General features: G+C 28.8%; 27 protein-coding genes. 15 read left to right on the top strand and 12 right to left on the bottom strand.

Features of this window, described 5'->3' with window-relative positions:
- Positions 1 to 71 precede the first annotated feature (71 nt).
- The 4 genes from creD to BWR22_RS11695 are packed head-to-tail and all read right to left on the bottom strand — an operon-like array spanning position 72 to position 2,782.
- A complete protein-coding gene (gene creD, locus BWR22_RS11710) occupies positions 72 to 1,469 on the bottom strand; it encodes a cell envelope integrity protein CreD (protein WP_076733849.1) in 1,398 nt (465 codons plus the stop codon).
- 55 nt (positions 1,470 to 1,524) lie between these two features.
- Complete coding sequence (locus BWR22_RS11705; protein ID WP_076733848.1) at positions 1,525 to 1,818, bottom strand: winged helix-turn-helix domain-containing protein; 294 nt, start codon at positions 1,816 to 1,818, stop codon at positions 1,525 to 1,527.
- A gap of 35 nt (positions 1,819 to 1,853) precedes the next feature.
- Positions 1,854 to 2,177: a hypothetical protein gene (locus tag BWR22_RS11700; RefSeq protein ID WP_076733847.1), complete on the bottom strand. Its 324-nt coding sequence runs from the start codon at positions 2,175 to 2,177 to the stop codon at positions 1,854 to 1,856.
- A complete protein-coding gene (locus BWR22_RS11695; RefSeq protein WP_076733846.1) occupies positions 2,174 to 2,782 on the bottom strand; it encodes a hypothetical protein in 609 nt (202 codons plus the stop codon). The genes BWR22_RS11700 and BWR22_RS11695 overlap by 4 nt, the downstream gene beginning before the upstream one ends.
- A gap of 149 nt (positions 2,783 to 2,931) precedes the next feature.
- Between BWR22_RS11695 and BWR22_RS11690 the strand changes: the two genes are divergently transcribed.
- Positions 2,932 to 3,291 (top strand): hypothetical protein, encoded by a 360-nt coding sequence (locus BWR22_RS11690; protein WP_076733845.1) that lies wholly within the window; start codon positions 2,932 to 2,934, stop codon positions 3,289 to 3,291.
- A gap of 13 nt (positions 3,292 to 3,304) precedes the next feature.
- On the top strand, positions 3,305 to 3,676 hold the full coding sequence (locus BWR22_RS11685; RefSeq protein WP_076733844.1) for a DUF1801 domain-containing protein: 372 nt from the start codon (positions 3,305 to 3,307) through the stop codon (positions 3,674 to 3,676).
- Positions 3,677 to 3,681: 5 nt separating this feature from the next.
- Here BWR22_RS11685 and BWR22_RS11680 read toward each other — a convergent pair whose 3' ends face one another.
- The 3 genes from BWR22_RS11680 to kdsA are packed head-to-tail and all read right to left on the bottom strand — an operon-like array spanning position 3,682 to position 5,641.
- Positions 3,682 to 3,909, bottom strand: a complete 228-nt coding sequence (locus BWR22_RS11680; RefSeq protein ID WP_076733843.1) for a hypothetical protein — start codon at positions 3,907 to 3,909, stop codon at positions 3,682 to 3,684.
- A 33-nt stretch (positions 3,910 to 3,942) separates the two neighbouring features.
- Positions 3,943 to 4,803, bottom strand: a complete 861-nt coding sequence (locus BWR22_RS11675; RefSeq protein WP_076733842.1) for a hypothetical protein — start codon at positions 4,801 to 4,803, stop codon at positions 3,943 to 3,945.
- A 19-nt stretch (positions 4,804 to 4,822) separates the two neighbouring features.
- A complete protein-coding gene (gene kdsA / locus BWR22_RS11670; RefSeq protein WP_076733841.1) occupies positions 4,823 to 5,641 on the bottom strand; it encodes a 3-deoxy-8-phosphooctulonate synthase in 819 nt (272 codons plus the stop codon).
- Positions 5,642 to 5,959: 318 nt separating this feature from the next.
- Between kdsA and typA the strand changes: the two genes are divergently transcribed.
- From typA to BWR22_RS14495, 6 genes are all read left to right on the top strand, one after another.
- Positions 5,960 to 7,759 carry a translational GTPase TypA gene (gene typA / locus BWR22_RS11665; RefSeq protein ID WP_076733840.1) on the top strand — a complete coding sequence of 600 codons (1,800 nt, stop codon included), beginning with the start codon at positions 5,960 to 5,962 and terminating at the stop codon, positions 7,757 to 7,759.
- A 165-nt stretch (positions 7,760 to 7,924) separates the two neighbouring features.
- A complete protein-coding gene (locus BWR22_RS11660; protein WP_076733839.1) occupies positions 7,925 to 8,176 on the top strand; it encodes a uroporphyrinogen decarboxylase in 252 nt (83 codons plus the stop codon).
- A 201-nt stretch (positions 8,177 to 8,377) separates the two neighbouring features.
- Positions 8,378 to 9,241, top strand: coding sequence for a hypothetical protein (locus BWR22_RS11655; protein ID WP_083678299.1), 864 nt, complete (start codon positions 8,378 to 8,380; stop codon positions 9,239 to 9,241).
- On the top strand, positions 9,238 to 10,338 hold the full coding sequence (locus BWR22_RS11650; RefSeq protein ID WP_076733837.1) for a DegT/DnrJ/EryC1/StrS family aminotransferase: 1,101 nt from the start codon (positions 9,238 to 9,240) through the stop codon (positions 10,336 to 10,338). The genes BWR22_RS11655 and BWR22_RS11650 overlap by 4 nt, the downstream gene beginning before the upstream one ends.
- Complete coding sequence (locus BWR22_RS11645) at positions 10,339 to 11,649, top strand: O-antigen translocase (protein WP_076733836.1); 1,311 nt, start codon at positions 10,339 to 10,341, stop codon at positions 11,647 to 11,649. It abuts the gene before it with no gap.
- Complete coding sequence (locus tag BWR22_RS14495; RefSeq protein WP_076733835.1) at positions 11,642 to 12,205, top strand: acyltransferase; 564 nt, start codon at positions 11,642 to 11,644, stop codon at positions 12,203 to 12,205. Before BWR22_RS11645 ends, BWR22_RS14495 begins: the two co-directional genes overlap by 8 nt.
- A 2-nt stretch (positions 12,206 to 12,207) precedes the next feature.
- Here BWR22_RS14495 and BWR22_RS11635 read toward each other — a convergent pair whose 3' ends face one another.
- Positions 12,208 to 13,347 carry a glycosyltransferase gene (locus BWR22_RS11635; protein ID WP_076733834.1) on the bottom strand — a complete coding sequence of 380 codons (1,140 nt, stop codon included), beginning with the start codon at positions 13,345 to 13,347 and terminating at the stop codon, positions 12,208 to 12,210.
- Between the two features lie 35 nt (positions 13,348 to 13,382).
- On the opposite strand from BWR22_RS11635, the gene BWR22_RS11630 reads away from it, so the two are divergent.
- The gene (locus tag BWR22_RS11630; RefSeq protein WP_076733833.1) at positions 13,383 to 14,222 is read left to right on the top strand and encodes a glycosyltransferase family 2 protein; all 840 of its coding nucleotides are present in this window, start codon (positions 13,383 to 13,385) and stop codon (positions 14,220 to 14,222) included.
- Positions 14,223 to 14,226: 4 nt separating this feature from the next.
- Positions 14,227 to 14,643, top strand: a complete 417-nt coding sequence (locus BWR22_RS11625) for a sugar 3,4-ketoisomerase (RefSeq protein ID WP_076733832.1) — start codon at positions 14,227 to 14,229, stop codon at positions 14,641 to 14,643.
- On the opposite strand, the gene BWR22_RS11620 is transcribed toward BWR22_RS11625, so the two are convergent.
- A complete protein-coding gene (locus BWR22_RS11620) occupies positions 14,633 to 15,523 on the bottom strand; it encodes a glycosyltransferase family 2 protein (RefSeq protein ID WP_076733831.1) in 891 nt (296 codons plus the stop codon). The two genes, BWR22_RS11625 and BWR22_RS11620, sit on opposite strands and share 11 nt — an antisense overlap.
- A 128-nt stretch (positions 15,524 to 15,651) precedes the next feature.
- On the opposite strand from BWR22_RS11620, the gene BWR22_RS11615 reads away from it, so the two are divergent.
- Positions 15,652 to 16,467, top strand: a complete 816-nt coding sequence (locus tag BWR22_RS11615; RefSeq protein ID WP_076734425.1) for a 2OG-Fe(II) oxygenase — start codon at positions 15,652 to 15,654, stop codon at positions 16,465 to 16,467.
- Here the strand turns inward: BWR22_RS11615 and BWR22_RS11610 are convergent, their stop codons facing one another.
- The 3 genes from BWR22_RS11610 to BWR22_RS11600 are packed head-to-tail and all read right to left on the bottom strand — an operon-like array spanning position 16,468 to position 19,220.
- Positions 16,468 to 17,151 carry a cell division ATP-binding protein FtsE gene (locus BWR22_RS11610; protein WP_076733830.1) on the bottom strand — a complete coding sequence of 228 codons (684 nt, stop codon included), beginning with the start codon at positions 17,149 to 17,151 and terminating at the stop codon, positions 16,468 to 16,470.
- A gap of 16 nt (positions 17,152 to 17,167) precedes the next feature.
- On the bottom strand, positions 17,168 to 18,502 hold the full coding sequence (locus BWR22_RS11605) for a glycosyltransferase family protein (RefSeq protein WP_076733829.1): 1,335 nt from the start codon (positions 18,500 to 18,502) through the stop codon (positions 17,168 to 17,170).
- Positions 18,492 to 19,220, bottom strand: a complete 729-nt coding sequence (locus BWR22_RS11600; protein ID WP_076733828.1) for a glycosyltransferase — start codon at positions 19,218 to 19,220, stop codon at positions 18,492 to 18,494. Before BWR22_RS11600 ends, BWR22_RS11605 begins: the two co-directional genes overlap by 11 nt.
- 162 nt (positions 19,221 to 19,382) lie before the next feature.
- Here BWR22_RS11600 and BWR22_RS11595 point away from each other — a divergent pair, with 162 nt between their 5' ends.
- The 4 genes from BWR22_RS11595 (at position 19,383) to BWR22_RS11580 (ending at position 26,478) form a co-directional block, all read left to right on the top strand.
- Positions 19,383 to 22,406 carry a tetratricopeptide repeat protein gene (locus tag BWR22_RS11595; RefSeq protein ID WP_076733827.1) on the top strand — a complete coding sequence of 1,008 codons (3,024 nt, stop codon included), beginning with the start codon at positions 19,383 to 19,385 and terminating at the stop codon, positions 22,404 to 22,406.
- Between the two features lie 66 nt (positions 22,407 to 22,472).
- Positions 22,473 to 24,197, top strand: coding sequence for a TonB-dependent receptor (locus BWR22_RS11590; RefSeq protein WP_076733826.1), 1,725 nt, complete (start codon positions 22,473 to 22,475; stop codon positions 24,195 to 24,197).
- Between the two features lie 103 nt (positions 24,198 to 24,300).
- Complete coding sequence (locus BWR22_RS11585) at positions 24,301 to 25,923, top strand: amidohydrolase (RefSeq protein ID WP_076733825.1); 1,623 nt, start codon at positions 24,301 to 24,303, stop codon at positions 25,921 to 25,923.
- Between the two features lie 27 nt (positions 25,924 to 25,950).
- On the top strand, positions 25,951 to 26,478 hold the full coding sequence (locus BWR22_RS11580) for a DUF2059 domain-containing protein (RefSeq protein WP_076733824.1): 528 nt from the start codon (positions 25,951 to 25,953) through the stop codon (positions 26,476 to 26,478).
- Positions 26,479 to 26,481: the final 3 nt, after the last annotated feature.

Here is a 26,481-nt window from a genome sequence, read left to right as displayed (position 1 = left end):
ACTGTTTATTTGTTATTAAAACGGCACTCATGATTTTTTTTTACAGAGGAGTGCCATTATGGTTTACTTAATTATCCATTATTCCAATCTATTTTTCTTGAAACAAACATTACTAATGCTAGTATTATAAATAAGCCTATGCTACCTACAACTAATGCGTAACTTTCTAGTTGAATAATTATGTATATAAATGTATATAATGCGGTTAAAGAAAGGCCAATAAATACTGGAAATTTCCAAGTCTTTAAAATCGATTTAGAGTATAATGTAATAAGTGCGATTACCGATGTTCCTGCAATTAAATAGGCTTTTAAAAAGTTACTATGTTCGCTAATAGAAACAAGTAAAGTGTAAAACATGGTAAGTGCTAACCCAATCATTAAATATTGAAAAGGATGAATACCAATTTTACTTAATGTTTGTATTAAAAAGAATAATAAAAACGTTAAGCCAATAACTAAAAATCCATATTTAGCAGAGCGCTCGCTTTTGGTATATTCGTCTACTGGAATCATAAAATTAACACCAAAAGCAAACTCTTTTAAGTCTGGTAAATATCCAAAGTGTTGTTGAGAAAATGGTCTGTTAAGATCTAGTATGTTCCATTTGGCATTAAAACCATCGCTTGTAAATTTATTATCATTATATGGTAAAAACTCACCAAAAAAGTTAGCATCTTTCCAATTGGAGTTTATGTTAGCCTTAGTTTCTTTACCAATAGGTATAAATCTTATTTGTTCGCTTCCTTTTACATTAAAATTAAAGCTGAAATTTACATTATTTTTAAAAACGTCCTCGGTTAATTTTTTTAAGTTTTTTGTTTCAAGTGTATGCATAGCTAAGCTATTATAGCGTTGCTCTTTTTTGTCGCTATAATTTGAAGCTAACTCGTATAAATTATTATTAAATTGAAGTTTAGCAGTAGTAACACCTTTAAGATTAGAGGTTTTTACCATAAGTTTTGCTTTGTCCCATAAAACATGTTTAGGGTTTATTTCTCCTAACGAAAAATCTGGATTTTTAAAGTTTCCGTTTAAAGTTATTTTACTATCGTAAACAGCAGTTTTAAAAATACCACGTTCTTTTTTTTCAGGATTTACAGTTGAAGCAATATCTAATTCTGAAGGAAAAAAATAGGCATAATTTATGTTTTCAATAGTTTCGGTGTAAGATTCATTAGTTTCCTTATTTGTTACCGTTTTTTGAGTAAACACTTTATATGGTATTTTTAAAACTGGACCGTAAAGAAGCACTTCATTTCCCCATTTATCATTTATTTCTTTTACAACACTTTCTTGTCTTCTAGAGCGCTCATTAATTAAATTCTGAATAAAAAATAATGGTATTAATAAAATTAATGTTAGAAAACCAACCATTGCTAGTCTTGCAGTGATTGATGTTTTTAACCAATGTCCAAATTTGTTTGTGTTCCTATTGTGTAGGTTGTTTGTGTTTTGTGAGTCTTGCATAATTGTTGTTTTAAAAGTACTTTGTATTTCAAAGTGATTAATTAAAAAAAAGGATTTAAGATTTATGTATTAATTTTTCTAGTGCGTTAATATGTTTTTTAAACTCTACTTTACCTAATTTGGTAGTGCTATATCTTGTATTTGGTTTTTTTCCGATAAATTGTTTTTCAATTTTTATGTATTCGGCTTTTTCTAGTGCTTTAGTATGGCTTGCTAAATTACCATCGGTAGCGCCTAAAAGCTCTTTTAATGTGTTAAAATCTGCATATTCGTTTACCATTAAAATAGACATGATTCCAAGTCTAATTCTATGGTCGAATAGTTTATTTATGTTTGTTATTATGCTCATACATTTCCCGATTAACAGGAGTGTTTTATAATGTTTTATTTTTGGTAGTTTATTTCTTCTCGATCAATACGCTTCATCTTTTTTAGAAGAAAAGTTGCACCTGCTGCAAATAATCCAAATATAAGGGCTACAGGAATTAACATAACTACAGCTTGTTCTGTAGTTTTGCGCTTACTCATTTGTTTTACAATAGCTATGGAACTTTCGTTTATTTCTTTATTATCAATAATCCCATTATTATCTTTATCGTAAAAGGCAACTTGCTCCTTAAATTTATTGTTAGAATAATAAGCATAAGTTAAACCACAACAATAAATAAGAATTGTAGTAATAATTCCAACTTTTAATATTCTATTCATTTTGTATCGTATTTAAAGTGCATAATAGCACCATAGATAATATGCATTACTCCAAAACCTAAAACCCAAAGGTAAAACCCATAACCAGGATAGTATGCCGCAATAAGACCTAAAATAATTTCAATAAATCCTAAGTATTTAATATTACCAATACTATATTTTGATGCACTTACAAGAGCTAAACCATAAAAAATAAGCATTAAACCACCAGTTTGGCCATATTTTCCTTGGGCTAAAATAATTAGAATGTATAAACCACCAGCTATTAACGGAATTAAAAAATTAAAAATTAAACGTCTTGAAGAAGCATCCCAAATTTTTTCTCCATTTTTTTTTGCTTTTCTAGTGGTAAGAAAAATACCAGTAACAATACTAAATAGTGCTACCAAAAATAAAACCAGCATAACTGTTCTAAAAATCCAGCCATCTAAAAGTAATGTTCCATAGCTATATGTGTTAACTAAGTAGTAAGTAACTGCTGCACCAATTAGAGCGTATATTCCAGCCATAATGCCAGATAAACCACTTAACGAAATGAATCGAGAACTTTTATTCATGAGATTTTTTATCTCACTGATGTCTTTTAAATAATCTTTGTTGCTCATAATAAAGTACTTTGAATTACAAAGTAAATTAAATTATTTAAATGTAACAAGTTAAATAATTTATAATTTTTATCTATTTCTCTTTTAGCAATGTTGTACCAAGAAATTATTTTGGTTAATTTTAAAATCTAATTAAAAAAAATAAAACCATGATAGTTACACTTTTAACAATAGCCAATATAGCAGGAGGAATATTATTAGGTTTAGCGACATTAGATAAGTGGGACGGCGAGCGTAATTTCTTTAATAAAATAGCCGCTACTTTAGCGCCTTTTCAAACTATTATAGGTGGAGCATTAGTAGTTTTAGCGTTAATAAGATTATTTGGTAATGGAGGATTAATATTTAACATTATAAGTTTATTAGGAGGTTTTTTATTATTAACTCATGTTATAGTTAAAGCTCCTGCTTTTAAGGATACATTATATAAATTATCTGATAAGTTAATGCCATTTAAAGCTAGTATTGGAATTGCTTTAATAGTTATTGGTATAATTACCTTATTTTAATAAATATAAAATTGTGAATCCAGCCGAAGCTTATATTTTAAATCAGCCAGAGCCATATCGAGCCATGTTATTACATGTTCAAGTTATAATTGAACATACTATTCCAGAAGTTGAGTTAAAATATAAGTGGAGAATTCCTTGTTATTATGTTGGTAAAAAACCAATATGCTATTTAAATGCAAGCCATAAACATGAATTTGTAGATGTTGCTTTTTGGCATTCTAATTATATAACTAAATATACAGAGCATTTGTTTAGTGAGAAACGTAAGGTTGTAAAATCTTTACGCTATAAATCTTTAGAAGATATAAAAGATGCTATTTTAATTTCTGTTTTACAACAAGTAAATAACAGCGAAGAAAATGGTTTCTATAAAAAAGAATAAAAAAATTAGAATGTTGTTGGACCATGTTTAAATATGGCATAAACCGTTGAAATAAAAAATATTAATAAAAGAACGATTAATGCTATTGCTATAGTTTTTAAAATAGGCTCACCGCCAACATTTATGTAATCATTATCATAAATATTTTTTAAAACATAATTACGTTTTTCTTTATTTGGATATCTAATTTTTAATATTAAATATCCTATAATGTAAAGTATAAAATGATTCAAAATTTATTTTGTTGTTAGCTTTTGTTAAATATGCTAAACTCTAAATATAGTCCCAAAAGATATTACACGTTCTAAAAACCAAAAATGTTGAGAGGCGCTTTCGTTTGTGTTACTGGTAGTTCTAATATCTGGCATATTTATGTATCCAGCTCTTAAATCTCCTTGGATAAAAAAGTGCTTAAAGAAAGTAAAGTTTAATCCTGCATTAAAATGGATACCATAACCAGATAAATGAAACTCATCATATCTTTCTTTAAGAAGTAGCGTTGTGTTCGTTTTTGGGTATAATGCTCCAGCTCCAAGGCCTTCTGTTATATTTATTTGGAATTTATCTGTATTTGGTAAATGTATAAAGCTAGAAATATCGTCATGTCTTGCAAATTCTAAATACGCATAATTTAAACCGTTGGTATGTTCAAACTGAAGAAAATATCTAGACATGAAATAGTCGCTTCCATCATAATTACCATTAAACATACTACCAGGCTCTTGTTCAGGTAAATTAACAGTTCCAGAAATACTTTTAAAATCATCTACGTTTAAAACATATTTCATATGGTCTATTCCTAAAGCAACAGAGTAATGATCATTTATAAAATAACCTAACTTAAAATTGGTTTGTGGAATGGTAATACGGCTTGGGTTAATATAATCAATATGCCAACCTTTAGGCTTATCTACTGCCGATGCATTATTTATTGTAAAATTGTAATTTTCACCTTTAAAATTAATATCAGATCTTGAGTAAGCCTCTCTGTTTCCTCCCCAACTAATATAAAATTTACCTTTATTGGAACTTGTGTATTTGGTTGTTATCTCTTCTTGAGAAAATGCAAAAAGAGTAGCAAAAAATGAAACTAAAAGAAATAGTTTTTTAGTGTGTAAATGTTTCATTAAAGAGGGTAAAATAAATTTAAAGTGAATTTACAACTTTGCGTATTGCAGTTAAATTAGTTAATAATGTTTCTAAGTTATCTAAATGAAGCATGTTTGCACCATCACTTTTTGCATTAGCAGGGTCAAAATGTGTTTCTATAAATAAGCCATCTACATTATTTACAACACCTGCACGAGCAATAGTTTCTATCATATCTGGTCTACCACCAGTAACACCAACACTTTGGTTTGGTTGTTGTAATGAGTGTGTTACATCTAGTACTGTTGGAGCATATTGTCTCATGGTTGGAATACCACGAAAATCTACAATCATGTCTTGGTAGCCAAACATAGTACCACGATCTGTAATCCAAGCTTTATCGCTACCAGAATCTTTTACCTTTTGTACAGCATGTTTCATGGCTTCAGGACTCATAAACTGTCCTTTTTTTAGGTTTACAACTTTTCCTGTTTTTGCAGCAGCTACAACTAAATCTGTTTGGCGTACTAAAAATGCTGGAATTTGTAATACATCTACATATTGTGCAGCTAATGCGGCGTCACTAGTTTCGTGTATATCTGTAACTGTAGGTACGTCGAATTTTTCTGAAACTTTAGCTAATATTTCTAATGCTTTTTCGTTTCCAATTCCTGTAAAACTATCTATTCTACTACGGTTTGCTTTTTTAAAGCTTCCTTTAAATACGTATGGTATTTGTAGTTTGTTGGTTATCTCTACAACACGTTCGGCAATTCTAAATGCCATTTCTTCTCCTTCTATGGCACATGGTCCACATAATAAAAAGAAGTTATTTGACTCTGTATGTTTTATTTTTTGGATGTCTTGCAATTGCATAAGCTAAGTTCTTAATTAAGGCAGCAAAGATAATACTAAAAAACCGATTTTAAGCAAGCCTACATTAGCGATTCCCTTTCCTTTTTTATTTAATATTAAGTGATAATTACTTTATAATTGTAATGATATTTTTACACCCACACTAATGCGCACAAAAGAATATATAAAATAACGCGACCTTTTGTAGCTTAGTCTTTTACATAAATTTTAGTACTAATTTTAATAGGCTACAACAGGAAATGCTTAAAAAAAAAATAAAAGTATATAAATCAATAAAAATTAAGTACCTTTGCACGCTTAAAATAAGGCACTAATACTATGGCTAAAATTAAAAATATCGCAATTATTGCGCACGTAGATCACGGTAAAACAACTTTGGTAGATAAAATTATGTACCACTGCCAACTGTTTCGTGAAAATGAAAACACTGGAGATTTAATTCTTGATAATAATGATTTAGAGCGTGAGCGTGGTATTACCATTACGTCTAAAAACGTTTCGGTTGTATACAAGGATACTAAAATTAATATTATTGATACACCTGGTCACGCCGATTTTGGAGGTGAAGTAGAGCGTGTTTTAAACATGGCTGATGGTGTTTTATTATTAGTAGATGCTTTTGAAGGCCCAATGCCTCAAACGCGTTTTGTATTACAAAAAGCTATTGACTTAGGTTTAAAGCCTTGTGTGGTTGTAAACAAAGTTGATAAAGAAAACTGTACTCCAGAAGAAGTGCATGAAAAAGTTTTTGACTTAATGTTTGAGTTAGGTGCAGAAGAGTGGCAGTTAGATTTTCCTACAGTTTACGGTAGTGCAAAAAATAACTGGATGAGTGATGACTGGAAAAAAGAAACTGAAAACATCGAGCCATTATTAGATATGGTTATTGAGCATATTCCTGAGCCTAAAATTGAAGAAGGAACTACACAAATGTTAATTACATCTTTAGACTTCTCTAGCTTTACAGGTCGTATTGCAATTGGACGTTTAACTAGAGGTGAGTTAAAAGTAGGACAAAATATTTCTTTAGTTAAAAGAGATGGTTCTATTGTTAAAAATAAAATTAAAGAGCTTCATACTTTTGAAGGTCTTGGTCGTTTAAAAGTAGAAGAAGTACAAACTGGTGATATTTGTGCAATTGTTGGTTTAGAAGGTTTTGAAATTGGTGATACTGTTGCCGATTTTGAAAATCCTGAAGGACTTAAAACTATCGCTATTGATGAGCCTACAATGAGTATGTTATTTACAATTAACGATTCTCCGTTTTTTGGTAAAGACGGAAAATTTGTAACATCTCGTCACATTAAAGACCGTTTAGCTAAAGAATTAGAAAAAAACTTAGCACTTAGAGTACAAGATACAGATAGTGCAGATAAATTTATGGTTTTTGGTCGTGGTGTATTACACTTATCGGTTTTAATAGAAACTATGCGTCGTGAAGGTTACGAGCTTCAAATTGGACAACCACAAGTAATTATTAAAGAAATTGATGGTGTTAAATGTGAGCCAGTTGAGGAAATGACTATAGATTTACCTGAGAATGTTTCTGGTAAAGCTATTGAAATGGTTACTATGCGTAAAGGAGAAATGTTAAGCATGGAAGCTAAAGGTGAACGTATGGTTTGTGAGTTTATAGTACCATCTCGTGGTATTATTGGTTTACGTAACCAGTTATTAACTGCTACTGCTGGTGAGGCTATTATGGCACACCGTTTTAAAGAGTACCAACCATTAAAAGGTGGTATTCCAGAACGTCAAAATGGATCGTTAGTATCTATGGAGAAAGGTACAGCTATTCCTTACTCTATAGATAAATTACAAGATAGAGGAAAGTTTTTTGTAGATCCAGGTGAAGATATTTACGAAGGTCAGGTTATTGGAGAAAATTCTCGTGGTGATGACATGACAGTAAATATTACAAAAACTAAAAAATTATCTAACGTACGTTCTTCTGGTGCAGATGATAAAGCTAAAATTGTTCCTGCAATTAAATTCTCTTTAGAGGAAGCTTTAGAATATATCCAAAAAGATGAATATGTTGAGGTAACGCCTAATCACTTAAGAATACGTAAAATATACTTAACAGAAAACGAGCGTAAAAGAAATAAAATTATATAATTTTAAAAAGAAATTATAATAAATAGTTTAAAGAGAAATACCTTGTGGTATTTCTCTTTTTTATGAGATTAATTGTGATTTTTACTAATATAAATATCGCTAATACACTTAAATTAAAATAGTCCGTTAAAGCTTAAATTAAGCGGAATAAAATATTTGAAGATTATGGAATTATTTGGAATTACTGGTACAGAATACATAGGCTACTTAGCCTCATTTATGGTGTTACTTTCTTTTACGATGAAAGATGTAAAAAAATTACGCATGGTAAACATGACAGGTTGTATTTTATTTATTATTTATGGTTTTTTAATGCCAACATTAAGAATAGGTCTGCCAATAATAATAGCTAATTTTGCTATTTTTTGTGTTAATTTTTACTACTCCTTTATCAAAAAACCGGAAGTAAAAGCATAATCCAATTTTAGCATAATTTTAAAAGCCACTATTTAGTTGCTCTTTTTGTTCGAAAAATTAAAAAAATTGTATTTTGCAATACCCTAACCAACAATTTTTACTATTTATACTGTTCATAAATACTCAGCAAAACATCTAAATATTTGGAACAACTTTATCTCCAAAGCAAAGAATAGTACCTTTTTATTTAAGCGTGAGTTTATGGAATACCATAGCGATAGATTTCAAGATTTTTCGCTTATAGTCTTTAAAGATGAAAAATTAATAGCAGTATTACCAGCAAATAGAATTGAGAATAAATTATTTTCCCATCAAGGCTTAAGTTATGGCGGATTAGTTGTTTTAAAAGAAATTAGAACAATTGAGTATTTAAAAGTATTTAAGGCGCTTTTAAACTGGTTAAAAACCGAAGGAATTATAGAGGTTTCTATAAAACAATTACCTTTTATTTACAATAAACATTTAACAGAAGAGTTTGAGTATTTATTACATGAATTAAACTACAAAGTAGTTGTAAATAATAGTTATTATGTTTTAGATGATTTGGTACACTATAAACCAAATCGAAATAGATTAAGAGGTATAAAAAAAGCTGAAAGTAATATGAAGCTTTTACAAACTGGGCTAGATGTTTTTTGGGAGCATATTTTAACTAAAAATTTGAAAGTAAAATTTGGAGTAAAACCAATTCATAGTTTTAAAGAGATAAACTTGTTAAAATCTCTATTCCCAAATGAAATTAAGTTTTATGCTGCAGCAAATACTAATGGTATTCAAGCAGGAGTAGTATTGTTTATTACAGATAATGTCGTGCATTTTCAATATAGTTCTGGAAAGGAGGATAGAAATGAAACCGGTGCATTAGATTTTTTATTTAATGCGATAATAAAAAAATATTCACATTATAAGTTTATTAGCTTTGGCAGTTCATCAACAGATAATTCTTATAAAATAGATAAAGGTTTAGCATATTGGAAAGAAAGTTTTGGAGCTTATTTAATACCACAGCGTACTTATAATATTAATACTAATTCAGAAATTAATTTAGAAAATATTATAAAATGATTAAGTTTCTAGATTTACATAAAATAAATGCACGCTTTGATGTTCAATTAAAAAAAGAATTTCAACAGTTTGTAGACTCTGGATATTATGTGTTGGGAGATGGTACAACTGTTTTCGAAAACAATTTCGCAAACTATTGCAAAACAAAGCACTGCATAGGTGTTAGTAATGGTTTAGATGCTTTAATATTAATTTTTAAGGCCTATATGCAATTAGGTAAACTTAAAATTGGAGATGAAGTTTTAGTGCCAGCCAATACATATATTGCTTCTATAATTTCAATTTTAGAAGTTGGCTTAAAACCTATTTTTATAGAACCAAATCTAGATACTTTTAATTGGGAAGCTTCTACAATAAAAAACCATATTACAAATAAAACTAAAGCAATATTAACAGTACATTTATATGGCCAATTAGCAGATAGCGAAGCTATTTTAAAATTAGCACAAAACAATAAATTATTATTAATAGAAGATGCTGCTCAAGCTCATGGAGCTGAAAATGAATTTGGGAAAAGAGCAGGTAACTTAAGTCATGCTGCTGCATTTAGTTTTTATCCAAGTAAAAATTTAGGAGCACTTGGTGAAGCTGGTGCTATAACAACCAATGATAGCGAACTTGCAGAAGTAATTTTAGAGCTAAGAAACTATGGTTCGGCTTTAAAATACCAAAACGTAAGACTTGGAGTTAACAATAGAATAGACGAGATACAAGCACGATTTCTAAATATAAAATTAGATTATTTAAATGTAGATAACGAAAGGAGGCGAGAGATAGCTAAACAATATTTATCTCTAATAAAAAATGAAAAAATTAAGCTTCCGTTTTATAATGGTTCAAAAAACCATAACTTTCATTTATTTGTTATTTTAGTAGAAAATAGAAGTAAGTTTATGGAGTTTTTATTGGATAAAGGCATTCAAACATCCATACATTATCCTAAACCACCTCATAAACAAAAAGCATTACATATGTTTTCTAAATTACAATTACCTGTTACCGAATTTATTCATAAAAACTGTGTAAGTTTACCTATAAATCCTGTTTTATCTCAGGAGCAAGTTTTAAAAGTAATAACCGCTATTAATACATATTAATTGAAATTTATTTTAAAATATATAGATAATAATGTATTAGTTAAGGTTGCTTCTCTAAATTCTGTCTCTGTATTTATAAAAATTATTTCTGGATTTTTAACCTCTAAATTTATAGCTATTTTTGTTGGTGCAGAAGGATTAGCACTCATTGGTAATTTAAGAGATTTTGCTAGCGCTGCACGTACATTTTCTATTTTAGGGATGTATAATGGTGTTGTTAAATATGTAGCTCAATTTAAAACTAATAAATTGGAGCTTAGTAAAATACTCTCTACCACATTATATCTTGGCTTTATAGCTACCGGTCTTGTTAGTATTTTTAGCTATTACTACTCAGAAGAAATTAATACCTACCTTTTTAAAGAATATAACGACTATGGATATGTAATAAGAATATTTGCTATTGTATTACCTTTCTACGCATTAAATATGATGGCTTTTTCTATACTTAATGGCTTTTCAAAATTTAAATACCTTATCCTCTTTAATATTTTTGGGCAAATATTAGGAGCTGCTATTACTATAATTTTAATCTGGCAAAATCAAATAGATGGTGCATTAATAGCAGTGGTTATTGCAGAGTCAATGTTATTTTTAATAACATTAGTAGGAATACTAAATAGGCAAAATTTTATACCATTAATAAAGGCCTCAAATTTTAATTTCGGATATGTAAAAAAATTAAGTGCTTATTCTGTAATGGCACTTTTCTCGGCTATATTGTTACCATTTATAGCAGTAAAAATTCGAGGCTATATAACCGATGAATTAGGACTGCAAAAAGCAGGGATGTGGGAAGCTATGAACCGTATTTCTAAATACTATTTAATGTTTATAAGTTCTCTATTAGCTTTATATATCTTACCAAGATTTTCTGAGATAAACACCATAAAAGGTTTTAGAAAAGAAGTGTTTAATTTTTATAAAACTATTGTACCAGTCTTTGCTTTAATTTTGGCAGTTATTTATTTATTAAGAAATTTTATTATTCAAATATTATTTACAAATGAATTTCAGCCAGTTGAAGAGTTGTTTTTATGGCAATTATTAGGAGATTTTATTAAAGTATTATCTATGATAATTACTTACCAATTTTTAGCCAAAAAAATGTTTTGGCATTATATTATAGTTGAAGCTTTTTCTGTTGCTGTTTTATACTTAACAAGTATTTATTTTATTGATGCATTTGGAGTTGTTGGTGCCACTATTGCACATTTTGCTACTTTTGTCTTGCACTACGGAATAGTATTATTAATTTTTAGTAGTTCTCTTTTTGGAGTATTGCCTAAAAACGAAGAAAACGATGATTAATAAATTAGCATCAAAAATTTACTTTTTTATATTTAGAGCAGTCTGTGCTGTAAAATCTAGCAATAATAATATTGATGGAAATTTTAAAGCGCACCAACCGGTAGTTATTAGAGGAAAAGGACATGTAAAGTTTGGTGATAAAGTAAATATAGGAGTTATTAATTCTCCATTATTTTATAATACTTATGCTTATATTGAAGCTAGAAGTAATGATGCAGTTATATCATTTGGAAATAATATAAATATTAATAATTCATTTAGCGTTGTTTCAGAAAAAAGTATAACCATAGAAGATAATGTTTTAATTGGCTACAATTGTTCAATAATTGATAGTGATTTTCATAATTTAGAACCATCCAACCGAAATAATAATACCCAAAAAAAAGAAAGTGTTTTAATTTCTAAAAACGTATTTATAGGTAATAATGTTTCAATTTTTAAAGGTGTAACTATTGGAGAAAATTCTGTTGTAGCAGCAAGTTCTGTAGTTACAAAGTCTTTTCCTTCTAATGTAGTAGTTGGTGGGAATCCTGCAAAAATTATTAAAACACTTTAATATTATTTATTCCATTTTTCGAGGTATAATTTTGCACACGAAATATAATTATGCTCACGTTCAATAAACCTTCTTGCTCCTTTAGAAATTTCAAGAATTTTATCCGGATTCAAAATTAGCCATTCTAGTTTTTCTACTAAATAATCGACATTTGGTAAAGCATTAATTGCAACAGTATTTTCTTTTAAATTATAATAATCTAACCATTCTTGTTCTGCACCAGTAAACACTACTTTGCCTTTAGCCATAGCTTCTAAGGCATTGTAACCTTGGTCGTAACCATAAACTTGATCTAGTAGAATATGAGTTTCATTATAAATTTTTATATACTCGTTGTATGGCAAATTTTCTGTAATCTTAATAGATACTTTTTCAGGATATTTATCTTGGATAATTTGTAAAGCTTTTTCAAAAAAAGAAATTCCTTTTTTTATACTTGAATGTGTATTAATGCCTAAAAAAATATTGATTTTACCATTAATATTAAGTGGATTGTATGGAATTTTTTTGATGTTAATCGGGTTTGCAATTAAGCCTAAATAATTAATTTCATTTTGCATGGGTATATGGTAATCTATATCTGATGCAATGGTTCCTAAACTATTTGTTTTTAAAAAATCATGAAGTTTTTTAAAAGGTTCGGTAGTATATTTTAGAGAAAATACAAATCTATGTTTTAAAGACTTATCATTTAAATATGGAGTTAAAATAGAGTATTTAAGTTCTTCTTTTAAATAGTATTTTACAACTGTGTAATCGTCTCCACAACATAAAACAAAGAGTTTTTTGTTTTGAGAAATAAGTTGTTTTAAAAATTTAATTTGTGTTTTTGGCTCAATAAATAAAGCATCTTCATTTATTAATTGTACAACATCAAAACCTTTAAACTGTGGTAATAATTTTTTAAACCTATAAGCATTTTCAATTTTAATAAAATCAGTTTTAAAAAATCTAATGGATAAGTTGTTTAACTTGTTTAGTAATAACGAAGATTTAATTTTAGAATTATAATTAATGTCTGTCTTAAATTTTTTCATACCATCGCCAGAGCTTACAATTGTTACATTGTGCCCAAGTTCTACTAAGCCTTCTTTTAAAGAACTGTGTAGTCTACTATACTCTCCAACTAATAGAATCTTCATTTATATTTTATACATTTGTTTTCAAAGATATATTAATGAGTAATGCTACCAAAACTAATTTAAATTTAGAAATTCTGTTGTCTACCATGAACAGAAATTCTTTAGATTTTTTAGCGCATCTTTTTCCTAATAAAAATTATCAGGATTATAATTTACTCATTATAAATCAAACCACTAAGGATTGTTTACTAACGTCTAATTTTAAAAATATTCGTGTAATTAATTCCTTTAAAAAAGGTCTTTCAAATAGTAGAAACTTAGCTTTAAAAAATGCGATTGGTGATATTTGTTTAATAGCAGATGATGATGTTATTTATAATGTAAATTTTGATAAAATAATACTCAATAGTTTTATTGTTAACAATAATAGCGATGTTATTACATTTAAAATGAAAGATCTTATTGGTAAAGATTTTAAAAAATATACTATAAGCAAGTGGCATAACGAATCTTCTATAAAGCAAGTTAATTCTGTTGTTATAGCTTTTAAATTAAATAATATAAAATATAAAAATATAACCTTTAATCCTTTTTTTGGTTTAGGTTCTATGTTTAAAACAGGAGAAGAGTATGTTTTTTTAAGAGATTGTTTAAAAGCAGGTTTAAAATTATGGTTTGAATCTGCTTATATATTATCTCATAAAATTAATAGTTCGGGAAGAGATTCTGGTAGCGATAGACTAGTGTTTGCTAGAAGTGCTCTTTTTTATAAATATCACGGTTTTAAAGCTTATTTAAAAGTTGTACATTATCTTTTGCTTATTAAAAGAGAAAGACTTATTAATAATAAAATGTTTTTTAAAAAGTTAAAGGTTGGATTGCAAGGTATTTCAGCATATAAAAAATTATTAAAATCGGGTCAAGAAACAAGGTAATTATATGAAAAAAACAACAATAGATAATGTTACAATAATAGATATACCTAAAATAATAGATGCAAAAAGAAGAGGTAATTTATGTGTTATTGAAAATGAAGTTTTGCCATACAAGGCAGAGCGTATTTATTATCTGTTTGATGTGCCAAGTGATGCGAGTAGAGGTGGACATTCTCATATAAATTGTCATGAGCTATTAGTGGCTTTAAGTGGTAGTTTTGATGTGGTGGTTAAAGATGGTAAAAACCAGAAAACAATTACATTAAATAAACCAGATAAAGGATTGCTAATTGTAGATGGTATTTGGCGAGAACTCGATAATTTTTCGTCTGGAGCAGTCTGTTTAGTAGTTGCATCAGAAACTTATAGTGAGGCAGATTATATAAGAGAATATACCGAATTTTTAAAATCTAAGCAGTAATAATGTGTTTGTAAGCATAACACATAAAGGTAATTCTATAAGCTTGTAATAAAGAAATTGATGGTGCTTTACCTAATAAGTTTTTTTTCATTTTAGTTTTAAATAATTTATAAAATAAACTAAAAAGCCAAACCAATTTTAATGTTTTAATTTTTGAAAACAAACGCAGCAAATCATTACTGTGGTTATTAAAACCTTCAGTTTTGTAAAAATGAAGTAAGGTTAATGCTGCTTGTTCTTTCTTTTTTAAATAAAGACTACTTTCTTCTATCCCAAGATGATATACTTCATTATCTATGTGGTAAATATTAACATTGTTATTTTGAAGTAATGCACCAAAATAATTATCGAAGCCATAGCCTTTGTTATCTTCAATTTTAAGGTTAACAGTATTAAATACTTTTTTTCTTATTAAATAATTTGCAGAAATTATTACTTTATATGGAGATAAGTTTCTTTTAACTGCAATAACTTCTTCTTTTGTAGTTCCGTATTTCCAGCGTAAAAGATATTGTTTTTTGGGTTTAGCCTTATAATATGCAAAACCACCAAAATACGCATCATGCTTTAGTTTTATAGCGTCTATATAATTAGATATAAAAGATTTAGATTTAGGTAAAACATCCGCATCTAAAAATAAAAGCCATTCGTAATTTGCTTTTAAAGCTAATTCTTGACGTGCTTTTACTCGTCCATTATTTGTTTTATTTACTAAAACAGTGGTGTTGCTTAAATTATTTGTAGAATTAATGTGTTGTGTGCTGCCATCTTCTAAAACCAAAATTTCAAAAGGGACATTGCAATTGCTTAACTGCAAATGTATTGTTGCAATTAGTTTTGAAACATCATAGTTATATGTTGGAATTAATACTGAGAGCATATTTTTTTTCAGCTTTAAAAATACTGCTTTTTAATAGTAAGAAATAAGAAATTGTCTTTTAAATTTTTAACACCTAAATTCTTAATAAATTGGTAAATTGCGATAGTTTAATTTTTTATATTTTTCTTTTGGATAAGCAGGCCATTTCAGATGTTATTTACAATCATATTTTTGCCAATAAGCAATCTTTAATAGATCAGTTTAATAAAAGCAAAGAGGCAATTGGCTATTTTTATATAGACAATGTTTTACCAGAAGATTTAGCTTTGGAGTGTGCAAAGGTTTTTCCTAAACCTGAACAAATGAAAATGCTTAAGTCTTTACGCGAGTATAAACATGTGTCTGCCCAAATGGATAAACATCATCCGCTTTTAGAGCATGTAATTTATGCTTTTCAAGATGAAAGAATAGTAAAGCTTATTGGTGATATTTGTAGTATTCCTGTGCTGTATGCAGATGAATCATTGTATGCAGGAGGTTTATCTTTAATGGCTAAAGATAATTTTTTAAATCCTCATTTAGATAATTCTCACGATGCAAACCGAGCACGTTGGAGAGTTTTAAACTTATTATATTATGTAACACCTAATTGGGAACAAAAAAATGGAGGACATTTAGAGCTTTGGCCCAACGGACCTAAAAACGATGCTATTGAATTAGAAAGTAAATTTAATAGGTTAATTGTCATGGCTACACATTCTAGTTCATGGCATTCTGTAAATAAAGTAAAGGTAGATAATAACCGTTGCTGTATTTCTAATTACTATTTTAGTGATAATGCTTTATGTGAAACCGATAAGTTTCATGTTACTAAATTTCGTGGTAGGCCTAACCAAACAGTTACAAATCTAATATTAGATTGTGATGCTAATTTAAGAATGCTTGTAAGAAAAATTTTTAAAAAAGGAGTCCGAAAAAATCCACACGTTTATAAAAATAAGTAATTAGGATTTGCGTTGTACAACCTCAAAAACTTGATTTTCATCACATTTTAAAGTCTTACTTGGATATTTTAATAGTAAAGCATAGTCATGCGTCGCCATTAATATAGTGTTTCCATTTTTATTAATATCCTGTAAAACTTCCATAACTTCAACACTAGTTTGCGGATCTAAATTACCTGTAGGTTCATCGGCAAGAATAAGCTCAGGATTATTAAGTAGTGCGCGTGCAATAGCAATACGTTGTTGCTCTCCACCAGAAAGTTCATGAGGGAATTTAAAGCCAGTAGTTTTCATGCCAACTTTACTTAAAACCTCTTCTATTCTTGTTGCCATACTATTTTTGTCTTTCCATCCTGTGGCTTTTAAAACAAATTCTAAGTTAGCATTTACAGTTCTATCTGTTAAGAGTTTAAAATCTTGAAAAACAACACCTAATTTTCGTCTTAAAAAAGGAATATCTTTTTCCTTTAAAGTTTTTAAATTAAAGTCTACAATACTTCCATCGCCTTTTTTTAAAGGGATATCTGCATATAAGGTTTTCATAAAACTACTTTTTCCAGAACCAGTCTTTCCTATTAAATAGACAAAATCACCTTTGTTAATTTCCACATTAACATTAGATAAAACTAAGCTTTCGCCTTGAAAAATAGAAGCATCTTTAAATTCTAGAACAGTTTGAGACATATATTTGTAGTTATTTTTATGTAAAGTATTTAGACTTCAAATCTAAAAAATTAATAACAACAAAGTAAACAATTAACGGTAAAAATGGAAATGCAAACCTACTATTCGATCCAAAAGCAACTAAAGCTTGTGCTAATGCACCAGAGAATACAATACAAACTATAAATAGATTGAAATTAAAAACTTTACATTTTGTTTTAAAAAACAAAAACAGTGTTTTTAAAGAGAAAATAATAAACAAAATATTAAATAGTATTAAAATATGTTTTTGAATTTGAGACCAAAATAAACCAAACAAAATTTTAGCTTTGCTATTAGCAAATTTTTTGTAATTCCATTTCATACTATCTGCATTTCCAAAAAATAAATAGAAAGATTTAAAAACTTGTTTGGCATATAAATCTGGATGTTCTTTAAATAAGGTCTTAGAAATCCTGCCAAGTTCTGCCGATAAATCTTGAGGTGAAAGCTCTGTTTTTTCAATAAGCTCATCGTATGCGAACCAAACACTCATTGGTAGTTTTTTTGGAGCGAAAGCTGCTATAGAATCTCTTTTTCTGGTAAAAATATCGCGAATCAACGCATCTTCATCTGGAGCTTTATCAAAAAAAGAAGTTGCAGTTTGAGCTAGATTTATTCCAAAATAGTAAGTGTTTGTAAAATATCCAATATTCTTTTTATTAAAATTGTTCCATGAAAAATAAGTAAGAAAAGGAATAAGAATAACTAACATACTTTTTAAAATGGTATGTTTTAAATTACTTCTAAAATGTTTAACTAAATAAAATAAAGCAAAACCTAAACTAAAGTAAATAAACAATGGTTTTGTAAGGTATAACCAGCTTAAAATAATAGAAAGCAAGAGGTAATATTTTTTAGAGGTTTCAGCCATAAATAATTTATAGTTTTCAATAATCCAAAAACTGAAAATGACTAAAAAAACGGTTAACGTTTCGGTTAAAATTGCAAATTCATAAAACAGAAAATGTAAAAACGAAGTGGTTATAAATGTAATCCAAAAAGCTGTTGTTTTATTCTTAGTTTTTCTTAAAGAAAAATCGAATAAAAAATAAGTGCTTAATACTCCTAAACACAATTGAAAAAATATGGTGACTAATAAGCTGTTATTAGCTATCGCAATTAATAACGAATAGCCGGGAGTTCTATTTCCTGCATAGTTTTCAATATTAAATTGTGAAAGTAAATTGCCCAAAACAATATAATCTTGGCTATCTGGAAAAATGCTTATATTATTATAAAGCAGAGCAATAAAAATACGTGCTATTAGCGCGTAAATTAATAAGATAATTAATGCGTGTTTATTAATAAATACTTGTAATTTATTTAGCATAATTACTATAAAGTTTAAGCAATGCAAAAGGTGTTTTTAAGAAATCTATAAAAGATATCCTGGTATCTTTAGTGTCATGCCATTGATTAAGTGGGACTTCTATAATGTTAGATTTGCAATACGCTTTTCCGTGTAGTTTTTTTGTTCGAGCCAATAATTCTACATCAAACAGCCATTTTGTTTTAAAAGGTTCTTTAAAAATGGAGAGCGCTAAATCTCTTTTTATAATTTTTGCTCCACATTGTGTATCGTAAATATCTAATTTTAATATTAGTGAGTCTATAAATGTGGCAACCATTCTCCCAAAAAAGTGTCTATAAAACTTTCGTTTAATAGAAGCACCTAAAACCTTTACTCTAGAGCCTAAAACGAAAGTTTTATTTTTAGTTTTGGCGATGTTAAGAAGTCTAGAAATCTCAGATAAAGAGGTAGATAAATCGGCATCAAGATAGCCAATATAGTTGTATTTTTTATTGGTTTGTAAAACTGCTTTTCTAATAGTTTCTGCTTTACCAGAATTTGTCTCAAAATTTAAAATGGAAACATTGGGTAATTCTTCATTTAAACTATTTAAAACAGCAAAAGTGTTATCTGTACTGCCATCGTTAGCAAAAAGTAAATTGAATGCATTATTTTGCTTTTGAAACGTTTTAAAAGTTTCAATATCAAGTCTATTTGCTTCATTAAAACAAGGAATAATAATACAACAATCTACCATAAAATATATTGAAATTACTTGGTAAAAGTATCATTAATAAGTTTAAGCACAAAAGTTATTTTTTCAATTTTTAATAAGTTGGTTTATAATTATAACAAATTTCTAACGTTAACATATTAGGATTAATTTATCTTTGATTTTTAAATTTAAAACACCTAGTCGATGACTAAAAAACATATAATTTCTCTCTTTTTTGTATTAAGTCTAGCTTTAACTTCTTTTGCGCAGCAATCTGCAGCTTACACAAACAATTTTGTAGCCTATCAAAAAGCATTAGCTTTATATAACAATCAGCAATATTTAGCATCTCAGGCAGCTTTTAAGGAAATAAAAAAAACAGCAACAGACAGAGCGATAGAGTCTGACTGTGCTTATTACATTGCTAATTGTGCAGTACGTTTAAACCAAAGAAATGCAGATACTTTAATAGAAGAATTTGTAGAGGATTACCCGACAAGTACTAAAAGAAATACAGCTTTTGTAGACGTTGCAGATTACTATTTTGAAAACGGAAAATTTGCGCATTCCGAAAAATGGTATAGTAAAGTAGATGAAAATGCGCTATCGCAAAAAGAACTTGAAAAATTTAACTTTAATAGAGGTTATACAGCTTTTTCTACTAAAAATTTTACAGCTGCAAAAAAGTATTTAAACCGTGTTGAAAATTCTCAAAAATATGGATCTCAAGCCAAATATTATATTGGTTTTATGGCTTATGAAGGTGATGATTATGATAAAGCAAACGAATATTTTACACAGGTTGAAGGAGAGGATAAGTACAAAGAAAAATTAAGCTATTATCAAGCAGATTTAAATTTTAAACTTGGGAAATTTGAAAAGGCAATTGAATTAGCAAAAGCACAGTTGGAAAGTACTAACGATGTAAACGAAGTATCTGAACTTAATAAGATTATAGGAGAAAGTTATTTTAACCTACAAAAATATACTGAAGCTATTCCGTATTTAAACGAATATAAAGGTAAAAAAGGTAAATGGAATAATACCGATTACTATCAATTAGGTTATGCTTATTACAAGCAAAAAGATTACGATAAAGCTATTTCAGAATTTAACAAAATTATAGATGGAAATAATAGTGTAGCTCAAAACGCCTATTACCATTTAGGAGAAAGTTATGTGAATTTAAATAAAAAGCAAGAAGCGTTAAATGCTTTTAGAAATGCTTCACAAATGACTTACGATTTAAAAATCCAAGAAGATGCATGGCTTAATTATGCTAAAATTAGTTATCAAATAGGAAACCCATATCAATCTGTACCACAGGTTTTAACTAGCTATTTAGATAAATATTCTAAAACTAAATATAGAGAAGAACTCGAAGCGTTATTAATAGACTCTTACATTACTTCAAAAAACTATAAAGAAGCTTTAGAGTTATTAAAAGGGAAAAACAGTTTCGAGAACAAGGTTGCGTACCAAAAAGTAGCTTATTATAGAGGAATTGAATTATATAATGAAAGTAATTATAGCGAGGCAGAAAATATGTTCGATGCTTCTTTAAAAGAACAGCAAGATTCAAAATATACTGCTAAAGCAACATTTTGGAAGGCAGAGGCAGATTATAACTTAACAAATTATGATGATGCTTTAGTTGGTTTTAAACAGTTTCAACAACAAACAAACGCAAGTCAAGCTTCAGAGTTTAAAAACTTAGATTATAATTTAGCCTATACGTATTTTAAACAAAAAGATTATGCGCAAGCTGTGCAGTATTTTAAAAATTTTATAGAAAAAAATAAGGAAGATAAAATTAGATTAAACGATGCTTACTTACGTTTAGCAGATAGTTATTTTGTTACAAGCTCCTATCAAAACGCTATTGCAATGTATAGCGAAGCTTTAAAAATTAATAAAATTGAAATGGATTATGCTTTTTTTCAAAAAGCAATGAGTTATGGTTTTTTACAAGAAACGGATAAAAAAATATCAGATTTAGAAACTTTTATAACTAAATATCCAACGTCAAAATTACGTGACGATGCTATCTATACATTAGGGAATGAGTATATTAAATCTGGTGATTTGTCTAAAGGTATGGAGATGTATAATCAAATAATTTCAGATTATAGTAATGGAACATTTACATCTAAAGCGTTATTACGCCAAGGTTTAGTTTATTACAATAAAAGTGAGAATGAGCAGGCATTAACTAAGTTAAAACAAGTAGCTGCAAATTATCCTAATTCTCCAGAAGCAAATCAAGCAGTAGCAACAGCACGTTCAATTTATATAGATTTAGGTCTTGTAGACGATTATGCAGCTTGGGTACAAACTTTAGAATATGTAGAAGTTACAGATGTAGATTTAGATAATGCCACGTACCAATCTGCAGAAAAAAAATATTTAGATGGTAATACAAACGATGCTATTAAATTGTTTAATAATTATTTAAACGATTTTAAAAACGGATTACATTCAAACCAAGCGCATTTTTATTTAGCACAATTATATTTCAAAAAAGATTTAAAAGAGAATGCAAAACCACATTATAAATCAGTTTTAAATGCTTCACAAAGTGAATTTACAGAAGAAGCTTTATTACGTTTATCACAAATTATTTTAGATCAAAAAAACTGGGAAGAAGCTATACCTGTTTTAAAACGATTAGAGACCGAATCTAATTTTCCTCAAAATAGTTTATTTGCACAGTCTAATTTAATGCAGGCAAATTACCAATTAAAAAAGTATGATGCTGCTGTCGCTTACGCGGAAAAAGTACTAACTAATACAAACTTAGATAATAAAGTAAAAAGCGATGCATATGTTATTATTGCTCGTTCTGCAATACAAACAAACGATGAGGTTAAAGCAAAAGAAGCTTATTCAGAGGTAGAACTTACAGCAACTGGAGAAACAGCAGCCGAAGCATTATATTATAACGCTTACTTTAGAAATAAAGAAGGTAGTTATGAAACATCAAATGCAATAGTACAACGTTTAGCAAAAGATTTTTCTGGCTATAAATTATACGGCTCAAAAGGTTTAATAATTATGGCAAAAAACCAATATGCTTTAGGCGATGCCTTTCAAGCAACTTATATTTTAGAAAGTGTTATTAAAAACTTTACAGAGTTTCCAGATGTAATAGCAGAAGCTCAGGAAGAGTTAAATATAATTAAAACAGAACAGGCTAAAACAAATGCCTCTGTAGAAACTGAGGATTAAAAAATTGTACAGTTACCATAATTTAACTCCTTTCAAATTTAAATTAAGAAATAAATAAAAGAATATATGTTTAATAAAAAGCAATTCTTATTAATAATAATAGTTTTAGCAACAACATTAACATTTGCACAAGAACGTGAACAAGACACGTTAAATCCAGATGTAATTAATGTAATAAAGCCTTATACGCCAACAATTTCAGATGCTTTTAAAGTAAAAGAAGTGCCAACGTTGGATGATGAAGAAACTTCTACAAAAAAAGAAGTTAAATACAATATATTTTCCTTTCCAGTAGCCTCAACATTTACACCTGCAAAAGGAAAAGCTGCGGTGGTTGATAAAGCAAAAAAGGTAAAATTATTCGATAATTATGCAACATTAGGTGTTGGAACATATACAACTATTTTAGGCGAAGTATATTTAAATCACGAAATAAACAATGGAGAGAATATTAGTGCACACTTGAGTCATCATTCTTCTGCTGGAGGAATAGATGATGTATTAACTAATGATGATTTTTTAGATTCTAAAATAGATTTAAGTTACTCTCAGTTAAATAATGATTTTAATTGGACCGTTGCCGGAGGCTTTGGTATGCAATCTTTTAATTGGTATGGGTTACAACAGCCGCTATTTAACCAAGTGACAGCTAATAGTCTAGATGTTGGGCACAATTATACGAACGCTCATATAACAGGAGAAGTAAATATAGAAGATGGTATTTTTAAAGGCGCAAATGTTTTATTTAGACGTTTTGGCGATAACCAAGGATCTGGAGAAAATAGATTTAAACTTAGCGGTACAGCAGATTTATATATTAGCGACGAAATCGTTTCTACAGAAGTAAGTTTAGATTATTTAGGAGGTAATTTTGAAAATAACTACGCTAATACAGCAGAAGTAAATTACAGTAACATTCAAGTAGGTATAGCGCCAACATATCAACTAAAAAGAGATGATTTAACTGTAGATTTAGGTGTAGTATTAACCTATTTAAATAATACCGAAGCAAGTAAAAGCAGCTTCTTTATTTATCCAAATATTAGTGCGAGCTATAGGTTAGTAGATGAGTATATAGTAGCTTTTGGAGGTGTAAAAGGAGGTTTAATACAAAATTCGTATTATAATTTTGCAGACCAAAATCCATTTGTATCTCCAACATTATTTATAGTCCCAACAGACCAGCAGTATAATGCTTATGCCGGTTTAAAAGGAAAACTATCAAACACCTTAGGTTATGCTGTTAGTGGTAGTTATAAATCTGAAAAAAATAAAGCTTTATATACTAATAATCCATTAACTGCAGTACAAGATTATACATATGGTAATTCTTTTGGAATAACTTACGACGATGTTACAACTTTAGCCTTTAAAGGAGAGTTAAGTGCAGACGTTAATAGAAATTTTACATTAGGAATTAAAGGAGAGTACTTTGTTTACAATACTAAAAATGAAGCTGAAGCTTGGAACTTACCAGACATAAAAGCATCTTTATTTATGGATTATCAAATAAATGAGCATTGGTTTACAGGCGCAAGTATGTTCTTTGTAGGAGAACGAAAAGATGTTTTTTCAGATTTAAGAACAACAGTTATTTCAAACGAGCCAACAATGCTTAGTTTAGATAGTTATTTCGATGCAAATGCGCATGTAGGCTACCATGTAAACGATCGTATTTCAGTATTTGTAAAAGGAAATAACCTTATTGGAGAAAACTATACAAAATGGCAAAATACTCCAGTTCAAGGTATTCAGTTTTTAGCAGGAGGAACATATAAGTTTGATTTTTAATATATAGCTATTATTAGAGATAAAAGAATAATCTCTTAAACCAATATTTAGTGATCTTGTAATAAAACTTTTATGCCTATATTTAGCATCCAAAAATATAGAGATGAAAAACCTTATAATAGCTATTACTTTACTTGCAATATTAAGTTGTAGCCAAGATAAAACAGCAGCAGATTCTATTGTTGTAAACGCTAATGTATATACAGTAGATTCAAATTTTAATAAAGCGGAAGCATTTGCTATTTCTAATGGCAAATTTGTAGCAGTAGGTAGTGCTTCAGAAATTAAAGAAAATTACACTTCAGATAATATTATTGATGCCAACGGCAAAACAATTGTACCAGGATTTATAGATGCGCATTGTCATTTTTATGGATTAGGCTTAAATCTGCAAACTGTAAATTTAGTAGGCACAAATAGTTTTGATGAGGTCATGAAACGAATTATTGACTTCCAAAATAAAAAAAATGCTACATTTATTATAGGTAGAGGTTGGGACCAAAACGATTGGGAAGATAAAACTTATCCTAATAAAACACTTTTAGATAAACTATATCCTAACACTCCTGTTGCAATAACAAGAATAGATGGTCACGCCATGCTTTGTAACCAAGCAGCATTAGATTTAGCAGGAATTACAACAAAAACAAATGTTAGTGGTGGAGAAATAAAAGTAGAAAATGGAAATCTTACAGGAATACTTATAGATAATCCTATGGAGTTAGTAGAAGCTATTTTTCCAAAACCCACTAAAAAAGAACAAGTAAATGCGTTATTAGATGCTCAAAAAATTTGTACAAATTTAGGCTTAACTACCGTAAGTGATGCCGGATTAGATAAACAAGTTATTGAGTTAATAGATAGTTTACAACGAGCAGAAACGTTGCAAATGCGTGTTTATGCCATGATAAGTAATAAAAAAGAAAATCTTGACTATTACTTAAATAAAGGAAAAATTAAAACCGAAAGACTAAATGTGCAATCTGTAAAAGTTTATGCAGATGGCGCTTTAGGTTCTCGAGGTGCAGCTTTAAAAGAAGCTTATAGTGATGCTCATAATCATTTTGGTGCTATGGTAATTGGTGCAGATGCATATAAAACACTAGCGCATAAAATAGATAAAGCAGGTTACCAAATGAACACACATGCTATTGGAGATTCGGCAAACAGTTTTGTGTTAAAAACCTACGAGAAAACACTAGCAAATCAAAAAAATAGACGTTGGAGAGTGGAGCATGCGCAAGTAATAACAGATAATGATTTTAATTATTTTGCAAACCAAAATATAATACCTTCTATACAGCCTACACATGCGACTAGCGATATGTATTGGGCAAAGGACAGAGTAGGAGAAGAACGTATTAAAGGCGCTTATGCATACAAAACCTTGTTAAATAAAAGTGGTAAAGTAGCTTTAGGAACAGATTTTCCTGTAGAACAAGTAAGCCCGTTTTTAACATTTTATGCCGCAGTTGCTAGAAAAGATTTAAAAGGATATCCAGAAAACGGATTCCAAAAAGAAAATGCTTTGTCAAGAGAAGAAACTTTAAAAGGAATGACTATTTGGGCTGCTTATTCTAATTTTGAAGAAGAAGAAAAAGGAAGTATAGAAACAGGAAAGTATGCCGATTTTATAATATTAAATCAAGATATTATGGAAATTGCAGAAGAAAAGATACCTTTAACAAAAGTGCAACAAACCTTTATTAACGGTGTGGCACAATAATTGTTTTTAGAAAATAAAATATAAATTATGAAAAAAATATATACAGTATTATTGTTTTTTATATGTGCTTCAGCAAGTTTTGCTCAAGTCGATGCATATAGCGAAGATGTAAAAAAGTGTGTTAAAAGTAACGGTACAATGTCTTATTACGAAGATGTAATGGAGCAAATGTACGATATGCTTAAAGTACAATTTACAGATGAAAATGTACCAGAAGCTGTTTGGGCAGAAATTAAAAAAGGCAAACAAGACGCAATGGACGAGTTAGCTCAAATGATTGTGTCTGCATATAGAGGTCATTTTACACACGAAGATGTTAAAAACATGAATAATTTATATGCTTCTAAGGCAGGAAAAAATATGTTTAAAAAAGATGCACTTACAGAAGGTGATAAAGTTGTTTTAAACGAATTCTATAAAAGTGATACTGGGCAGAAAATTTTAGGATCTCAAGATTCTATGAACGAGTCTATGAGCAAAATTTCCGAGATGTGGAGTAGCGGTGTGTATCGTGGCGTTATAGCACAATTATCAGAAAAAGGCTATAATCTGTAGCCT

Origin of the sequence: Lacinutrix venerupis (genome assembly GCF_001971745.1) — a bacterium.
Classification (GTDB): Bacteria; Bacteroidota; Bacteroidia; order Flavobacteriales; family Flavobacteriaceae; genus Lacinutrix; species Lacinutrix venerupis.
This window is presented reverse-complemented; position numbering and strand designations above follow the sequence as displayed.

Bases quoted from the DNA above. Each gene is read 5' to 3' on its own strand.
- creD (WP_076733849.1), bottom strand. From the start codon at position 1,469: ATGCAAGACTCACAAAACACAAACAACCTACACAATAGGAACACAAAC.
- BWR22_RS11705 (WP_076733848.1), bottom strand. From the start codon at position 1,818: ATGAGCATAATAACAAACATAAATAAACTATTCGACCATAGAATTAGA.
- BWR22_RS11700 (WP_076733847.1), bottom strand. From the start codon at position 2,177: ATGAATAGAATATTAAAAGTTGGAATTATTACTACAATTCTTATTTAT.
- BWR22_RS11695 (WP_076733846.1), bottom strand. From the start codon at position 2,782: ATGAGCAACAAAGATTATTTAAAAGACATCAGTGAGATAAAAAATCTC.
- BWR22_RS11690 (WP_076733845.1), top strand. From the start codon at position 2,932: ATGATAGTTACACTTTTAACAATAGCCAATATAGCAGGAGGAATATTA.
- BWR22_RS11675 (WP_076733842.1), bottom strand. From the start codon at position 4,803: ATGAAACATTTACACACTAAAAAACTATTTCTTTTAGTTTCATTTTTT.
- kdsA (WP_076733841.1), bottom strand. From the start codon at position 5,641: ATGCAATTGCAAGACATCCAAAAAATAAAACATACAGAGTCAAATAAC.
- typA (WP_076733840.1), top strand. From the start codon at position 5,960: ATGGCTAAAATTAAAAATATCGCAATTATTGCGCACGTAGATCACGGT.
- BWR22_RS11660 (WP_076733839.1), top strand. From the start codon at position 7,925: ATGGAATTATTTGGAATTACTGGTACAGAATACATAGGCTACTTAGCC.
- BWR22_RS11655 (WP_083678299.1), top strand. From the start codon at position 8,378: ATGGAATACCATAGCGATAGATTTCAAGATTTTTCGCTTATAGTCTTT.
- BWR22_RS11650 (WP_076733837.1), top strand. From the start codon at position 9,238: ATGATTAAGTTTCTAGATTTACATAAAATAAATGCACGCTTTGATGTT.
- BWR22_RS14495 (WP_076733835.1), top strand. From the start codon at position 11,642: ATGATTAATAAATTAGCATCAAAAATTTACTTTTTTATATTTAGAGCA.
- BWR22_RS11635 (WP_076733834.1), bottom strand. From the start codon at position 13,347: ATGAAGATTCTATTAGTTGGAGAGTATAGTAGACTACACAGTTCTTTA.
- BWR22_RS11630 (WP_076733833.1), top strand. From the start codon at position 13,383: ATGAGTAATGCTACCAAAACTAATTTAAATTTAGAAATTCTGTTGTCT.
- BWR22_RS11625 (WP_076733832.1), top strand. From the start codon at position 14,227: ATGAAAAAAACAACAATAGATAATGTTACAATAATAGATATACCTAAA.
- BWR22_RS11620 (WP_076733831.1), bottom strand. From the start codon at position 15,523: ATGCTCTCAGTATTAATTCCAACATATAACTATGATGTTTCAAAACTA.
- BWR22_RS11610 (WP_076733830.1), bottom strand. From the start codon at position 17,151: ATGTCTCAAACTGTTCTAGAATTTAAAGATGCTTCTATTTTTCAAGGC.
- BWR22_RS11605 (WP_076733829.1), bottom strand. From the start codon at position 18,502: ATGCTAAATAAATTACAAGTATTTATTAATAAACACGCATTAATTATC.
- BWR22_RS11600 (WP_076733828.1), bottom strand. From the start codon at position 19,220: ATGGTAGATTGTTGTATTATTATTCCTTGTTTTAATGAAGCAAATAGA.
- BWR22_RS11595 (WP_076733827.1), top strand. From the start codon at position 19,383: ATGACTAAAAAACATATAATTTCTCTCTTTTTTGTATTAAGTCTAGCT.
- BWR22_RS11590 (WP_076733826.1), top strand. From the start codon at position 22,473: ATGTTTAATAAAAAGCAATTCTTATTAATAATAATAGTTTTAGCAACA.
- BWR22_RS11585 (WP_076733825.1), top strand. From the start codon at position 24,301: ATGAAAAACCTTATAATAGCTATTACTTTACTTGCAATATTAAGTTGT.
- BWR22_RS11580 (WP_076733824.1), top strand. From the start codon at position 25,951: ATGAAAAAAATATATACAGTATTATTGTTTTTTATATGTGCTTCAGCA.